The organism is Clostridium puniceum (genome assembly GCF_002006345.1).
Taxonomy (GTDB): Bacteria; Bacillota; Clostridia; order Clostridiales; family Clostridiaceae; genus Clostridium; species Clostridium puniceum.
Genome location: NZ_LZZM01000179.1, coordinates 42,524 through 58,074 on the forward strand (window position 1 = coordinate 42,524; position 15,551 = coordinate 58,074).

The 15,551-nt window shown below is 29.4% G+C and carries 14 protein-coding genes; 11 read left to right on the top strand and 3 right to left on the bottom strand.

Translation table 11 applies throughout. The annotated features are described in order from the left end of the window. The first annotated feature begins 4 nt into the window (after positions 1 to 4). The 3 genes from CLPUN_RS14825 to CLPUN_RS14835 all read left to right on the top strand — a co-directional run bounded on the left by CLPUN_RS14825 (position 5) and on the right by CLPUN_RS14835 (position 2,463). Complete coding sequence (locus CLPUN_RS14825) at positions 5 to 748, top strand: ABC transporter permease (RefSeq protein WP_077848028.1); 744 nt, start codon at positions 5 to 7, stop codon at positions 746 to 748. A gap of 487 nt (positions 749 to 1,235) precedes the next feature. Next, the gene (locus tag CLPUN_RS14830; RefSeq protein ID WP_077848029.1) at positions 1,236 to 2,048 is read left to right on the top strand and encodes a FlxA-like family protein; all 813 of its coding nucleotides are present in this window, start codon (positions 1,236 to 1,238) and stop codon (positions 2,046 to 2,048) included. Positions 2,049 to 2,103: 55 nt separating this feature from the next. Continuing rightward, positions 2,104 to 2,463, top strand: coding sequence for a hypothetical protein (locus tag CLPUN_RS14835; protein WP_077848030.1), 360 nt, complete (start codon positions 2,104 to 2,106; stop codon positions 2,461 to 2,463). 133 nt (positions 2,464 to 2,596) lie between these two features. On the opposite strand, the gene CLPUN_RS14840 is transcribed toward CLPUN_RS14835, so the two are convergent. The 3 genes from CLPUN_RS14840 to CLPUN_RS14850 all read right to left on the bottom strand — a co-directional run bounded on the left by CLPUN_RS14840 (position 2,597) and on the right by CLPUN_RS14850 (position 4,815). Beyond that, a complete protein-coding gene (locus CLPUN_RS14840; RefSeq protein WP_077848031.1) occupies positions 2,597 to 3,445 on the bottom strand; it encodes a hypothetical protein in 849 nt (282 codons plus the stop codon). A gap of 192 nt (positions 3,446 to 3,637) precedes the next feature. Next, positions 3,638 to 4,255, bottom strand: coding sequence for a TetR/AcrR family transcriptional regulator (locus CLPUN_RS14845; RefSeq protein ID WP_077848032.1), 618 nt, complete (start codon positions 4,253 to 4,255; stop codon positions 3,638 to 3,640). Between the two features lie 32 nt (positions 4,256 to 4,287). Then, positions 4,288 to 4,815, bottom strand: coding sequence for a hypothetical protein (locus CLPUN_RS14850; protein WP_077848033.1), 528 nt, complete (start codon positions 4,813 to 4,815; stop codon positions 4,288 to 4,290). Positions 4,816 to 5,861: 1,046 nt separating this feature from the next. Between CLPUN_RS14850 and CLPUN_RS14855 the strand changes: the two genes are divergently transcribed. The 8 genes from CLPUN_RS14855 (at position 5,862) to CLPUN_RS14890 (ending at position 15,379) form a co-directional block, all read left to right on the top strand. After that, on the top strand, positions 5,862 to 7,568 hold the full coding sequence (locus CLPUN_RS14855; protein WP_077848034.1) for an ABC transporter substrate-binding protein: 1,707 nt from the start codon (positions 5,862 to 5,864) through the stop codon (positions 7,566 to 7,568). Between the two features lie 76 nt (positions 7,569 to 7,644). Continuing rightward, on the top strand, positions 7,645 to 8,601 hold the full coding sequence (locus CLPUN_RS14860) for an ABC transporter permease (RefSeq protein ID WP_077848035.1): 957 nt from the start codon (positions 7,645 to 7,647) through the stop codon (positions 8,599 to 8,601). Between the two features lie 9 nt (positions 8,602 to 8,610). Continuing rightward, entirely contained in the window at positions 8,611 to 9,510 is a 900-nt protein-coding gene (gene opp4C, locus CLPUN_RS14865; protein WP_077848036.1) for an oligopeptide ABC transporter permease, read from the top strand. A 10-nt stretch (positions 9,511 to 9,520) separates the two neighbouring features. Then, a complete protein-coding gene (locus CLPUN_RS14870) occupies positions 9,521 to 10,495 on the top strand; it encodes an ABC transporter ATP-binding protein (RefSeq protein WP_077848037.1) in 975 nt (324 codons plus the stop codon). 1 nt (position 10,496) lies between these two features. Next, on the top strand, positions 10,497 to 11,462 hold the full coding sequence (locus CLPUN_RS14875) for an ABC transporter ATP-binding protein (RefSeq protein ID WP_077848038.1): 966 nt from the start codon (positions 10,497 to 10,499) through the stop codon (positions 11,460 to 11,462). A gap of 144 nt (positions 11,463 to 11,606) precedes the next feature. Next, positions 11,607 to 11,972 carry an ArsR/SmtB family transcription factor gene (locus CLPUN_RS14880; protein ID WP_077848039.1) on the top strand — a complete coding sequence of 122 codons (366 nt, stop codon included), beginning with the start codon at positions 11,607 to 11,609 and terminating at the stop codon, positions 11,970 to 11,972. Between the two features lie 23 nt (positions 11,973 to 11,995). Then, complete coding sequence (locus CLPUN_RS14885; protein WP_077848040.1) at positions 11,996 to 14,419, top strand: heavy metal translocating P-type ATPase; 2,424 nt, start codon at positions 11,996 to 11,998, stop codon at positions 14,417 to 14,419. Between the two features lie 186 nt (positions 14,420 to 14,605). Then, positions 14,606 to 15,379 carry an HD domain-containing protein gene (locus tag CLPUN_RS14890; RefSeq protein ID WP_077848041.1) on the top strand — a complete coding sequence of 258 codons (774 nt, stop codon included), beginning with the start codon at positions 14,606 to 14,608 and terminating at the stop codon, positions 15,377 to 15,379. Positions 15,380 to 15,551: the final 172 nt, after the last annotated feature.

Here is a 15,551-nt window from a genome sequence, read left to right on the forward strand (position 1 = left end):
CTTTATGATAAAGTTAATAAAAACGGAGTTAATTAAAATTCAATGGAAATCTGTTCTTTTACTTATTTTTATAGATGTTTTAGTTAGTTCTATACTGGCAATTAATGCTGTGAATGAGTATAAGGAAATATTTATACCTGATTGGAATACTTTATATTTTCAAGAGGTGGAGCTACATGCAATATTTTTCTTTCCGTTGCTTGCTGGTATCTTTGCTTCATTAATATGTTCCTATGAACATAAAAATCGTGGATGGAAACAGATTTTAACTCTGCCTTATTCACGATTAACTATTTATTTTTCGAAATTTATAGTTATTATGATTATTTTATTAATTGTGCAATTATCATTTCTACTTGGCTATATTATTACAGGTTATTCAAGATATAAAATACAATTAGCTGGTGTAATTTCATGGAAGACAGTAGTTTTTGGAGTCGTTGCTGGATATTTTGCTATATTCCCACTTGCTTCATTGCAACTATGGTTATCAACTAAATTTGAAAGCTTTTCTAGAGCATTAATATTAAATATATCTATGGTTATACCCAATATTGTAATTACTGGTTTTCACTCATATATTGGAGCCTGGATTCCATATTCAAGTGCGTATTATGCAATGTTTCCTCAAGGAATTAACTTATCCCCAAGAGTAGAATGGAACTCATTTTTTTTAATTACTTTTTTTACATTTGTATTTTATTTAACTAAAGGCTGTCAGTCGTTTTCTAAAAAAGATTGGATTTAACATTAAAAAATATAATATGTTGCTTTTTTGGATTTGACATAATATTTATATAATACTTGACTAAAAAGAGAAAATGTGTTAATTTCTATTTAGCACAAGTGTGTTGAAAAATATCTATTTATAAATGTCAATTTTATGAATGGATAAGATTATGAATGTAATGTAAAAGAGATATAATTTATGAATGGTAATTATGTTAACAACAGTGTTTAGTTCGTATCTTCAAGGTGATCTTAAAATATTGTTGCTTCCATTTTTATATTACTATTAGTTTTATTTGTGTCTAGATTTTTTCCTAAAAAGTATGAGGGAAGAATAAAAATCAAAAATATTTTTACCTAAAAATCAAGCTTGTTATGATCTAGCGACCATTTTAAATTTTACCGTTAATTGAATAGATACTAAAATTTAATATGATTATTTAAAATTAAATATATGTAGAGTTATACATACAAATATTATTTGAAGTATCTTTGGAGGTGAATAAATGATGTGCATAACATCTATTAAAAGCAATGTATCTATACCTATAGATAATGGGTATAGATACAATTCCCAAAATCAACAAAATAAAAAAAGCAGTAAAAGTAACTTGGGTAATAGTATAAAAGTTACTCTTACTAATGAAGATAAAATTATCCAAGCCTTAGAGAAACAAAAACAAAATATTTCAGATCAAATTGAAAATATTAAAGAAAGTAAAATGGATGATAAATCTAAACAAATGTTTATAGATGATTTGCAAAAACAAATTAGTGATTTAGATTCACAAATTAATAAGCAAAAGATGGAAAAAATCACACATAAAGAAGATAAAGAAAAAGCTAATGAAGAAAAATTAAAAAATGATGATAAAGAAAAGAAGTCAGATGGTAAAAATTTGGATAATGAAAAGTTTCATACTATCTTAACAGCTTATTCTGGAGTTTCTCAACTAAAAAAAATGCATACTGTTAAAGTTAATTTAGAAAATGAATTAAGAACTGCTAGAGTTGAAACTGACTTAAATGATAATTTATCAAAGTATAAGATTAGTCGAATAGATAAAATTTCAAGTAAATTAGAAGAATTGGAAGTAAAAATACAAAAGAAATCAAAAGAAATCAATGATACCATAAAATATTCCACAAATAAGGATGAACAAGTTGATAAAGACAAAGAGATAAAAAATGTTGCAAATAATGAAAAAGAAGCTACAAGCCATAAAGAAAAAAATGAAACAATTCAATCTTCAAGTGATAATAAAGAAGAAAATAATATGGATAAATCTGTAAAGAAATTGATGAATATATATAAATAAAAATTCCATATAATCTAATTAGAAAAAGTGATTTGTTGAAAAGGAAGGTAATTTTATGGAAAAAAGAAAAGTACTTACCATGTTGTTTCCTACATTATCCATGACTATAATAACAATAACTTCATTTTCAAATATGCTTAATTTTAATGCTATTGATTTTAAAGGAATATTTATTCTATCACTAATTTTATTATTCCCTTTACTATTTTTAATGCAAGGAATTATATGCGCTATAAGCAATATTAATGTATTTTTATCACTAGGTGTATCTATACTGAACTTTATAATATTAACGATGGTTTATTTAAATGATTCAGCATTAATATATGTTTTAATTTACGTAACATTTGGTGTGATTGGATATATAATAACAAAATATATTGTAAAAAGTAAAGCATCTAAAAATAATTATTAAATTTAATTATAATAAAAAATAGAGCATTTTGTAAGACAAAAAAACTTTAGTTCTATTATTACATATGTTGCAATTAGATTTCTACATATAAATTATTTGCAGATGATTATGATTACAAGTTCTTGAGGTAGATTTATTTATTTAGCATATGAATAAAATAATCCATATTTCTTGTCAAGAAGTCTTTATTCTCAAAAGAGGTATTTTGAATTTTCTTCTGCATTGATTTTGCAAAAGAAGACAAGCTAGAGGTATCTGTTCCTGTAAAGTGGTTATCTATTATTGTATTTTGTAAATCTTTTTCAAGTTTAGCTGTTTCCTCTATGTAGGTATTTATCCAATCTTTATGATGAGGTGATTTTTTAACAAAGCTTGTTAGAATGTCAATCCAATCTCCACCGGTAGTAATTGATTCATTTAGTTTTTTATAAGTATCCGGTTCAAATCTTTTTATTAACTCGCTTGTATTAACATAGTCTTCTGGTGCTCCTTTTGGTTTTTCAGGAGGTGTGACATAGGTAGCATTTCCTGTTTTAGGGTCAACTGTTCTTGTTTTTGCAATAGCAGCGATTTTATTCATTGGTGCCATAAATTCAGTGGCTTCATCTTTTGTCATATAATTATCTGATATATATTGTGCTTGGGAGAGCCCGGCTTCTAATAGAGCAGTACGTTCTTCATTATCAGATATAGTGCCATCAGGAAGAAAATTAGAGGAGATGGTGGTATAGACGGCTTTGCTTACCTTAGAATCCTTTCCATCTAACAATTTATTTAAAGAATCATTGATTTCAATGGTTCCAAAATATTTTGCAGGCTCATGCTCAATGACACCAACTGCTAATTGCCGACCTTCTTTACTTATTTCAAGAATATCTACGTAACCAGGTTCAAAAAATTTACCTTCCGCAGATTTAGGTATTTGTGCATGCCAAGGTGTGCTGTTTTGGATTGATTTGGAAGTATTTATTGAATTTATCATAGATATATCAACTCCATTCTAAATATATTATATTTTCGAGCAACATTTTTATTATATGGCAAAAGCTTTGTTGATAATTTAAGTCTTTGACTAATTGATATTTTAGGTATGCATCTCCCCTCCCATTTCTATTTTATTATGTTCAACTTTATCTCAGAGTTTTTGTACTCAAATCAATTAATATATTTTTAGTTAAAGTATAGTGTTGCTGGAAAAAAATGATAGGCTGCTAAGGTGATGCTCGACTATAAAATTGACTTGCTCAATAGTAATTTTATATGGACAGTTAATCCGCTGAAGTGACAAGCCATCAATGAGTATATGTAAATATTGGGCTTCCAGTTCTAAATTGAGATTTGGTTTTACTAAATGTGCGTCATTTAGTTGGAGAAGCATATTAAAAATAGTTTTAAAAATTAAATCATGTGTATCATTGCTGATTTTCTTTAGTGATGGCTCATTTAAAGATTTAACAGATAAGGAAAGCCAAACTTCCATTTCCAACATGCGCTCATCATCTACCGGAATTAGATTTAGTAGTATTTCTTTTGCATAAGCTAATGTCAGCGTATCCGTTAGCATATTTAGATTTATAAACCTCTGTTCAACACGTTCAACTACCATTTTCATTGCAAATTCTAATAATTGAGGTTGACTATTAAAATAGTGTCTCAGCGCACCTGATGATAATCCTGCTTCTTGTGCTATTTTTCTAACAGTTGCATTTTGTATCCCATCATTTTGTATTACTCTCCAGGCAGCTTTTGCGATAATTTCTTTTTGATTGTTATGATCAACAAGTTTAGGCATTTTTATTTCCTCCAACTCTTTTTAATATTTTATTATTTACGAGGCCACAGGGTATAACTGAAACTATATAGAAAATCTATAGAAAGTATGATTCCCCACATTTGAATAGTTTGAAGTAAGTTAGTTGTTTTATTACTATTACCTACAAATAATATCATTCCATATAATAATACACTTCCAATAATCCAAGCAAGTAAATGAGTATACCAATTTTTGCGCTCATAAAGTGCATGTTCTATTCCATGCTTGGGAGGTTTAATAGGTGGTGTTCCGTTAGCAAAACCATATGCAAATCTTTCATCTGCCCAACGTATCATTTTATTTCCGAATGACAGGGAAATTCCTATATAAATAGCAGCAAGTCCATGAAAAGGAGTCGCTATAACCCCATTACGCAAATCTATAACTGTTGTAATTAATAATAACACATCAATTACTGGGGTTAGTAAAAGTAGTAAAGAACCAAGCTTCTTTCTTCTAAAAACATAACGAATAATTAATCCCAAAAGTACTAAAATCCAAAATCCAACTTCACATACTATAATTAAAGCTGCTAACATAACAAATATCTCCTTTCAAGTATTTAAATATGTTATACAATTTATATTATTTTTCATGTTTTCTAAGTAAAACTTTCAATATATAGTTAAGCTTTATCAAGAAAAATTTTTGTTATATATATTTTATAATGGAAACTAACAATTAGAGCAAATTTAAGCTATTTAAAAGTATAGAATCTGTTATGTAGATCAAACATAGAAAGTCTATTTAATACGGTTGTGTTATAAAAATTATAAGTTGAAATTAGTATAAAGTCAATAAAATTAACTACTTTTATAAAATTTTAAGAAAATTGCAAGAAAGAATGGTTTGGAGCTAAAGTATTTAAATAGGATTTTAGTGGTTTATAATATAACATTTTTTAAGGGAAGTCGTATGAAAAAGAATTTAAGTAGTTCACATTTGGAAAATTGCGAATTACTGCCTACTAAATATTTGTATATTTTCTAATAAAGTAATTGTTCTATTGTCACCAGTTAGTCCATTAGTATTTTGAGTAAGAATCATACAAAGTCTTATTGACAAATATTGAGTGGTAATATATACTTTTTATAAACAAGTAATCATATAAAAATAGTATGATTTTTAAAATTATTAAAAATCGTTTGAAGAATAATTAGGTGATTGACTAGAAAACTAGAGATCGCAAAAATTTTAGAGAACATAGCTTTTTGAAAGTTTGTTGTCTGAAGAATTTTTGCGATCTTTTTGTATTACTAAAAATACTATTTTGAAGCAGGATTGTATAAAATTTTAAAAGAAGCAAATAAATAGTACATAAAAATTATTAATAATGTAGAAAAAATCATGAAGATAATTTAAGGAGGAAATTATTATGGAACATCAAACTATTTATCCAACAGGCGAAACGCTTTATAATCCTAAGAAGGCTCGGAGTAGTTATACTATATTCCGAGTAATGGGGTAGGAGCATTATTCAAAAGAATCAAGACTTATTTAACCATTAGAATTAATTTTACAAATAAAATTTGAAAGAAATCATATATATAAAATAAATATGAGCAATTTGATAGGAGATGTATAAATGAACAAAAAGCTTATTAGAGGTATTGTTTTAACAGTAATAACAGCTATGGTTTTATCTGGATGCGGAAAAAATGGAGGTTCGGATAAAGCGACAGCAACAACACCAACAAAAGTAGATAATAATGTACAGCTAATTAAAGCAACAGATATTTCTAAAAATCCACAAAAAGCAAAGGAAAGAACCGATACCTTTGTTGCTGGATTAGCATCAGCCCCAGGAGGTGTGTTTTTACCTTATTTTTATGAAAATGGATACGATGGGAATGCTACGGGACCAATATTTGCGTCCCTTGTTGTTCTTGACAGCGAAGGAAAGCCAAAAGCAGATTTGGCTGAAAAGTGGGAAATATCGTCAGATAACTTAGTTTATACTTACCATTTAAAAAAGGATTTAAAATTTAGTAATGGTACGTCTGTAACAGCTAATGATATTGCATTTACTCTTACATTACTAGCAGATCCGGCATATGCAGGATCTGTGGATATATCAACATATTTTATAAAAGGAGTAGAGGATTATAAAAAGGGAAATACTGATTCAATTTCTGGAATAAAGGTAATAGATGCTTTAACAATAGAAATTACAACTGAAAAAGTTAATGCTCAGAATTTATTGAACTTAGGTGGCCCAGTAATATCTAAAGAATACTATGGGAAAGACTATAAAAAAGGAAAACTTGATTACTTAAAAGACTTATATCCAGCTCCAATGGGTGCAGGTCCATACAAATTTTCAAAATATGTACCAGGTCAAGAGATTGATTATATAGCTAATGAAAACTATTATGATGGAAAGCCAAGCGTTGAAAATCTTATATACAAGGTTAGTTCAGTAGATACAGCACTACAATTATTCCAAACTGGTGAAACAGATACTGTAGGTGTTCCTTTAACTGAAGATAATTTACAAGCATTAAAAGACCTTGGGTTTGCAGATATACAAATTTCATTGGCAAATAATTTTGGATTAATCTATTTTAATAACGAAAAACCTACTTTAAAGGAAACTGCAGTAAGACAAGCTCTTTATTATGGGTTAGATAGGCAAAAGCTTGTTGATATCCAGTACCAAGGTCATGCTAAAGTTGCAGATGTTCCCAATTCACCTCTTTCTTGGGCTTATACTGAAGATGGTATTATAAAATATGGTTTTGAGCCTGAAAAAGCTAAAAAGCTTCTTGATGATGCAGGGTGGAAAGTTGGCTCTGATGGGATTAGAGAAAAGAATGGGGTTAAACTTAAATTAAATTATTTAACTAGAAAAGGTGATGATGTCTTTATATCTATAGCTAAGGAGAATTATAAGGAATTAGGTATTGATTTTACTGCAGAGATGATAGATTTTGATACTGAAATATCAAAATTTACAAAGGGTGATTATGATTTGGCTGCTTTTTCAACTTCACTTTTAACTGATCCTCATGATGCTGTTTCAGAATTTTCAAGTAATTATCCGCAAAATTATTCTCATTACTCAAACTCAAAAGTAGATAAACTAATTGGTGATGGAATAAGTACAATTGATTTAGAACAAAGAAAAGCTATTTATAAGGAGTTATATAAAGAATTTACTAATGATCCACCAGTGTTGCTTACAGTATATAAACAAACATTAAGTGCATCTAATGCTAGAATACCTGGGTTAGTTAAAGATGGTTATAGTAACTATGACTTAATGCTTCCTAAAATAAAAATTACAAAATAATATTCTAAAATAATTGTTAGAATTATAATGTTTAACCGAGTTTCGTTAAGCATTATGAATTCTTGGAGGTGAGAGCTTGAAAAAATATATTCTGCGAAGAATTTTAATTATGATACCAACGCTTATTGGTGTTTCAATTCTTATATTTTTCCTATTTGCAGCAATGCCAGGAGATTATTTTGATTCTTTTGTAAGACTTAATCCTAGCAAGCTAGCTGAACTTAAAGCACTTTATGGCTTAGATCAACCTATTATTAAACGTTATTTTATTTGGATATCAGGAGTATTCTCGGGAAATCTTGGTTTTTCATTAAAGTATCAAGAATCTGTGACCTCTTTATTAAATAAATACATTTGGAATTCTTTTATTGTGGCCATAGTATCAGTAATTATATCTTGGACTGCAGCTTTAATTATAGGAGTAGCTTCTGCTGTTAAACAAAATTCGTGGTTTGATAGAATAACAACTGTAGGTGTTTTTGTATTTATGTCTTTTCCTTCATTTTTCTTAGGACTACTTATGATAAAATTTATTTCTGTAGATTTAAATATATTGCCTATAGGGGGAATGATAAATACAGGAAGTACTACAACTGGATTTACTTATATTTTAGAGGTAGGAAAACATATGATTTTACCAGTTACACTGCTTACGTTATTAAATCTAGGGTCATTAACTAGATATTTTAGATCAGGCATGATTGATGTTATAAAAATGGATTTTATAAGAACAGCTCGAGCAAAAGGATTGAAGGAAAAAACAGTAATTTTTAGACATGCTTTAAGAAATGCAATTTTGCCAGCTATAACCTTGCTTGCCTTTGAGCTGCCTGGATTATTTTCTGGAGCAATAATAACGGAACAGATATTTAATTGGCCAGGTGTTGGGCATATACAACTTGAAGCTGTTAGTACAAGAGATTATCCTGTTTTAATGTCCTTTACTTTATTATTAGCAACACTTACAATCCTGGGAAATCTTTTGGCAGATGTACTTTATGCCTATGCTGACCCTAGAATTAGGTTGAAATGAGGTGAGCATATGATGTTTAATAATAAATCAAAGGTTAAGAGGAATTCCCTATGGAATCAAAATATAAGACGTTTTAAGAAAAATAGATTTGCTGTAGGAGGCTTATGCTTCATTATCTTTATGTTACTTTTTAGCTTTATAGGTCCTTTCTTATCACCATATTTACCAGATAAGGTAGACCCATTGATGATAAATAAGCCTCCAAGCTTTAAACACTGGATGGGAACAGATCAGCTTGGAAGAGATATATTAACAAGATTAATGTCAGGTGGAAGAATTTCTTTAACGATAGGTATTGCATCTATGACACTTTCTATCATTATTGGAACAATATTAGGCGCTTTATCAGGTTTTTACGGAAAGATAATAGACAACATAATAATGCGTTTGGCAGACATCCTTATGTCTATTCCAAGTCTTCCACTTCTTATAATATTAGCAGCATTAATGTCAGAATGGAAAATACCTCAAGAATCCAGAATTTATTTAGTTATGATTATGCTTAGCTTGGTTGGTTGGCCAGGGCTTGCAAGATTAATTCGTGGACAAATTCTTTCTTTAAAGGAACAATCATTTATGGATGCAGCAGAAGTACTTGGACTAAGTGATAGACGAAAAATATTTTCACATTTGATCCCTAATACAATTCCGCTATTAATAGTAATTGCAACCTTAGGTGTAGCTGGGGCCATACTTAGTGAATCAGCATTAAGCTTTTTAGGGCTTGGGGTTACCCCACCAACTGCTTCTTGGGGAAATATGATTGATGCAGCCAATAGCTTTATGGATTTTAAAAATAGACCTTGGCTATGGATACCTCCAGGTGCAGCATTACTATTTACTATTATTTCAATAAATTTAATAGGCGATGGGCTAAGAGACGCGTTAGACCCTAAGATGAAAAGGTAGGTGAATAGCTATGAATGAAACTTTATTAGAAGTAAAAAATCTAAAGACCTACTTTAAAACGGAGGAAAGTGTTGTAAAAGCAGTTGATGAAGTAAGCTTCCAAATTAAAGACGGGCAAACTGTCTGTATTGTAGGTGAATCAGGTTGTGGCAAAAGTGTCACAGCACTTTCAATCTTAGGCTTAATAGGGAATCCAGGTAATATTGAAAGTGGAGAGGTAATATTTAAAGGCAAAGATTTACTTGAAGCTAAGAAAAAAGAAATGAGCTCTATTAGGGGGAATGAAGTATCCATGATATTTCAAGAACCTATGTCTTCGCTTAACCCATTGATGACAATAGGTAAACAAATAGTAGAACCTTTAATTGAACATAAGAAACTGGATAAAATAGAATCATTTAATCAAGGGATTAAACTTATTAAAAAAGTGGGAATCTCAAGAGCTGAGGAAATAATGTATTCATATCCACATGAATTGAGTGGGGGAATGCTTCAAAGAATTATGATTGCTATTGCCCTAAGCTGTAATCCAAAACTTTTAATAGCGGATGAACCAACTACAGCTCTAGATGTTACCATTCAAGCGCAGATATTAGATTTAATAAATAACATTAAAGAAGAATTTCATACATCTATATTACTTATTACTCATGATTTAGGTGTGGTAGCTGAAGTTGCCGATTATGTTATTGTTATGTATGCTGGGAAAATCATAGAAGAAGCACCAGTGTTAGAACTATTTAAAAATAGTATGCATCCATATACAAAAGGACTTTTAAAGGCTAAACCAATACTTGGGAAACGCACTGAAAGACTCCACACTATTGATGGAAATGTGCCAAATCTTTCAGCTTTAAAGCCTTCTTGTTATTTTAGTGACCGCTGTACTAAATGTAAAGAAATATGTAAGCGCAAGGCACCGACCCTTCAAAACGTCAGAGATAACCATAAAATTGCTTGTTGGCTTTATCAGGAGGAAGAATAATATGAGTGAGATATTGTTAGAAGTAAAGAATTTAAAAAAGTACTTTCCAATAAAGGATAATCTAACAAAAGCAACTATTGGAGAAGTAAAAGCTGTCAATGGAGTTTCATTCACTATAAATAAAGGTGAGGCATTTGGTTTAGTAGGAGAGTCAGGAAGCGGAAAGACTACAGTTGGCAGAACTATTCTTAGATTGAATGAAAAAACAGATGGTATTGTTAAGTTTAATGGAGTTGATTTGCACAGTTTGAGGAGGAAGGAATTAATAAAGCTTAGACCTCAAATTCAATATATTTTTCAAGACCCATATGGTTCACTAAATCCTCGAATGAGAATTGGTGATGCTATAGCTGAGCCGTTTTTAGAACATGGATTGGCAACAAAAAACAATGTACGCGAAAAGATTATAGATTTATTAAAAATCTGTGGGCTTTCTGATTATCAGATTGATAGATTTCCACATGAATTTTCAGGAGGACAAAGACAGCGTATAGTAATAGCGAGAGCATTAGCTCTAAATCCAAAACTTGTTATAGCAGATGAACCAGTATCAGCCTTAGATGTATCTATACAAGCGCAAATAATAAATTTATTTAGTGATTTAAAGAATGAGAAAAAGTTGTCTTATCTTTTTATATCTCATGATTTAAGTGTTGTTGAACATTTATGTACAAGGATAGCTATAATGTATTTAGGAAGTATTGTTGAGATTGCCGATAGAGATGAACTATTTAACTATCCTCTTCATCCATATACAAAAGCGTTATTATCAGCAGTTCCAATACCAGATCCTACAATTAAAAGAAAAAGAATAATTTTAAATGGAGAGATACCCAATCCAGCAAAACCACCAAGTGGATGTAAGTTCCATACACGTTGCCCTTATGTAACAGATAAATGTAAAAATTTAGAGCCAGAATTTAGAAGAATTTCTGATGGACATGAAGTTGCTTGCCACATTGTTTGATTATAAATAAAATTTTTTAAATAGAAGGTAACCTTTTTATTCTGTTTGAAAATAATTATCAATTCTATTGACAAAATAAAGTAGTATTGAATATAATAAATGTATGAATAGATATTCATATGTTCAAACGGAGAGGTGAAAAGAATGGAAAACAATAATATTGAAATTTGTAATTGCACCATAATTCATGAAGATATAGTTAATAAAGTTAAAGAATGTATACCAAAAGAGGAAACTCTTTATGATTTAGCTGATTTATTTAAAGTACTTGGAGATTCAACAAGAATAAAAGTATTATGCGCATTATTTGAAGCTGAAATGTGCGTTTGTGATATAGCAGCACTACTTGGAATGACTCAATCAGCTATTTCGCATCAGTTAAGAGTTTTGAAACAAGCTAGACTAGTAAAGTACAAAAGACAAGGTAAAGTAGTTTACTACTCACTAGATGATGAACATGTTAAAAGTATTTTTGATCAAGGCTTAGTTCATATTTCTGAGAAAAAGTAACTTTTAGATTGGAGGAAAAAATTATGCAAGGTAATATAAAAATAGCTAAAGGTCCTATTAATGCTAAATTATTAAATAAAAATAACATGGAAAAAATAAAAAAAGAATTTATATTAGAAGGACTTGGATGTGCAAACTGTGCAGCTAAAATGGAGCAAAAAATAAACCAGTTAGATGGAGTTAATTCCGCCAATATAAATTTTCTTACTAAAACTTTAATATTAGAAATAAAAGAATCTAGTAGAATAGAAGAATTAATAGTAGCAGTAACTAATATTATAACTAGTATTGAATCTCATGTTAGGATTAGAGAAAAAGTGATAGGGAAATCTGTAAGAAAAGAGATTCTACTTGAAGGATTATGCTGTGGTAACTGTGCTGCAAAAATTGAAAGAGAATCAAATAATATAGATGGTGTAAAATCTGCAGTAGTAGATTTTATATCAACAAAGCTTACTATAGAAATAGATGATTCAACAAAGCAAAACACTATTGTTGATGATGTTAAGAGAATAGTAAAAAGAATTGAACCAGATGTTAATGTAGTTGTAATTGATAATAATTATAGAGTATTAAAAAGTCAAAAAGAAGAAACAGAAGATAATAAGAGTGAAATTGTTAAATTGGCTATTGGTGCAATGATTTTTGGAATAGCAACTGCTATGAAATTTTCTAATTCAATAGAATTATTCTTATATTTAGCAAGTTATTTACTTGTAGGTGGAAAAGTAGTATTAGGTGCTTTAAGAAATATAAGGAAAGGTCAGGTATTTGATGAAAACTTCCTAATGAGTATAGCAACGATTGGTGCTTTTGCTATAGGAGAATATCCAGAAGGTGTAGCGGTTATGCTTTTTTATCAAATAGGAGAAATGTTTCAAGACTTGGCTGTTAATCGTTCAAGAAAGTCTATTTCAGCCCTTATGGATATTAGGCCAGACTTCGCTAACTTAAAAATAAACGATGATATTAAAAAAGTAGAACCAGAAGAAGTTAAAATAGGTGATATCATAGTAGTAAAACCTGGTGAGAAAGTCCCATTAGATGGAAAAATAATTGAAGGAAATTCTATGGTTGATACTGCTGCTTTAACTGGTGAGTCAGTCCCTAGAGAAGTAGTAGTTGGAGATAATATTTTAAGTGGAGTTATTAATAAAAATGGACTTTTAACAATAGAAGTAGAAAAAGGATTCGGAGATTCTACTGTCGCAAAGATATTAGATTTAGTTCAAAATGCAAGCAGTAAAAAGGCTCCAACAGAAAACTTTATAACAAAGTTTGCTAGATATTATACTCCAGCTGTTGTTTTTGCAGCATTAGCTTTAGCTGTAATTCCACCAATTATAATAGAAGGAGCAACATTTTCAGAATGGATTTATAGGGCATTAGCATTTTTAGTTGTATCTTGTCCTTGTGCTTTGGTTGTATCTATACCTTTGGGATTTTTTGGAGGGATAGGTGGAGCGTCAAAGAATGGAATCCTTGTTAAGGGTGGAAATTATCTTGAGGCATTAAATGATGTTGAAATGGTTGTATTTGATAAAACTGGAACACTTACAAAAGGTATATTTAAAGTGACAGAAATAAAATCAGAAAATAATATTTCAGAACATGAACTCATAGCTTGTGCAGCTTATGCAGAAAATTACTCTAATCATCCAATAGCAATGTCTATATTAAGGGCTTATGGCAATGAAATAATTATAGATAAAATAAAAGATTATGAAGAAATATCAGGCCATGGAGTCAAAGTTGTTCTAGATGGAAAAGAAGTACTTGCTGGTAATTATAAATTAATGAATAAAGAAAATATATCTTATAAGCAAATTAATACTATAGGAACTGTAGTTCATGTTGCTATAGATAAAAAATATGCAGGATATATAGTTATCTCTGATGAGGTAAAAGAGGATTCAGCAAAAGCAATAAATGCATTAAAAGTTATTGGGGTTAAGAAAACAGTTATGCTTACTGGTGATAATAAAACTGTTGGAACTAAAATTGCTGAAGAGTTAGGCTTAGATGAAGTTTACACTGAATTATTACCAGATCAAAAAGTTGAAAAGCTAGAACTATTATTCAGAAAAAAATCCGCTAAAGGTAAGATTGTGTTTGTAGGAGATGGAATAAACGATGCTCCAGTGTTAGCTAGAGCAGATATAGGTATAGCTATGGGCGGTGTTGGTTCAGATGCAGCAATTGAAGCTGCTGATGTTGTTATAATGACAGATGAACCTTCAAAAATTGCTTCAGCTATAAAGATAGCAAAGAAAACAAGAAGTATAGTAATGCAAAATATAGTTTTTGCGTTAGGTATTAAGCTTATAATACTAGTTCTGGTAGCTTTTGGATTAGGAACTATGTGGGAAGCAGTTTTTGGTGATGTTGGAGTAGCACTCATTGCAGTATTAAATGCAATGAGAGCTATGAAGGTAGAGAATATTTAGATATATGTTTTGAGTGTAGTCATGATGCTATGACTACACTTTTTAATATGCTGCCAATTTTATATTATTTAACAACAAATGGTTAAATAATGGAATCACAGTTAAGACAAACGAAAAAGAAAAGTGAAATATTATCAACCTTATAGAGTATAATATATTTATAAAATTAGAATAAGGAGATTAAAAATGGAACACGAATTACTTAAAGAATATTATAATTGGTTTAATTCTTACGTAAAAAAATTTTACGGAGAAGATAGTTTAGTAAATCAAAATATCGAACTTAAGGAAACGCATACTTTAAAAGTTGCAAAGCATGCTGTAAACATTGCAAAATCCTTAAATTTAACAGAGGAAGAAGTTAATACAGCGGAAATAATAGGTTTATTTCATGACATAGGAAGATTTGAACAATTTAGAACATATAGGACATTTAGAGATGCCATTTCAGAAAACCATGCTACTTTAGGGATTAAGATATTAGAAGAACATAAAATATTAGAAAAATTGGATGATAGCAGGCAAAGAATTATTATTAAAGCTATAAGTCTTCATAATATAAAAGAACTTCCAAGTAACTTAAATGAAGAAAAATCATTGTTTTGTAAATTAATTAGAGATGCTGATAAACTTGATATTTTTAGGATAATCATTGAATACGAAAGAGAACGACAGAATAATCCTAATCCAGCAATAGATAATTTACCTTTTACACCAGAATATAATAAAGAATTGTTGAAAGATATCCTTTTAGGCAGAAAGATTAGTAACAATTCATTAAAAAACTATAATGATAGAAAATTATATGAATTGAGTTGGATATCAGATTTAAATTTCCCATTTTCATTTAACTATATAAATGAGAAAAAAGTTATGGAAACATTAATTAACTGTTTGCCTCAAAATGAAGAAATTAATAAACTATATAATTATTTGGAGCAATATATAGAAAAATATTAAAGGAAGGCTGAAAAATATATTGACTATATCACTAAATAGAAATACAGTCAATACATTAAGCATAATAAAATGTTCTATGGACAGCTAAATAATTTAAATTTAAAAGTCTTAAATTTGGCATATTAGAAGTGAAGTTTATTAAGTATTTGTCATGACAAATACTAGTGGACAC

Bases quoted from the DNA above. Each gene is read 5' to 3' on its own strand.
- CLPUN_RS14825 (WP_077848028.1), top strand. From the start codon at position 5: ATGATAAAGTTAATAAAAACGGAGTTAATTAAAATTCAATGGAAATCT.
- CLPUN_RS14830 (WP_077848029.1), top strand. From the start codon at position 1,236: ATGATGTGCATAACATCTATTAAAAGCAATGTATCTATACCTATAGAT.
- CLPUN_RS14835 (WP_077848030.1), top strand. From the start codon at position 2,104: ATGGAAAAAAGAAAAGTACTTACCATGTTGTTTCCTACATTATCCATG.
- CLPUN_RS14840 (WP_077848031.1), bottom strand. From the start codon at position 3,445: ATGATAAATTCAATAAATACTTCCAAATCAATCCAAAACAGCACACCT.
- CLPUN_RS14845 (WP_077848032.1), bottom strand. From the start codon at position 4,255: ATGCCTAAACTTGTTGATCATAACAATCAAAAAGAAATTATCGCAAAA.
- CLPUN_RS14850 (WP_077848033.1), bottom strand. From the start codon at position 4,815: ATGTTAGCAGCTTTAATTATAGTATGTGAAGTTGGATTTTGGATTTTA.
- CLPUN_RS14855 (WP_077848034.1), top strand. From the start codon at position 5,862: ATGAACAAAAAGCTTATTAGAGGTATTGTTTTAACAGTAATAACAGCT.
- opp4C (WP_077848036.1), top strand. From the start codon at position 8,611: ATGATGTTTAATAATAAATCAAAGGTTAAGAGGAATTCCCTATGGAAT.
- CLPUN_RS14870 (WP_077848037.1), top strand. From the start codon at position 9,521: ATGAATGAAACTTTATTAGAAGTAAAAAATCTAAAGACCTACTTTAAA.
- CLPUN_RS14875 (WP_077848038.1), top strand. From the start codon at position 10,497: ATGAGTGAGATATTGTTAGAAGTAAAGAATTTAAAAAAGTACTTTCCA.
- CLPUN_RS14880 (WP_077848039.1), top strand. From the start codon at position 11,607: ATGGAAAACAATAATATTGAAATTTGTAATTGCACCATAATTCATGAA.
- CLPUN_RS14885 (WP_077848040.1), top strand. From the start codon at position 11,996: ATGCAAGGTAATATAAAAATAGCTAAAGGTCCTATTAATGCTAAATTA.
- CLPUN_RS14890 (WP_077848041.1), top strand. From the start codon at position 14,606: ATGGAACACGAATTACTTAAAGAATATTATAATTGGTTTAATTCTTAC.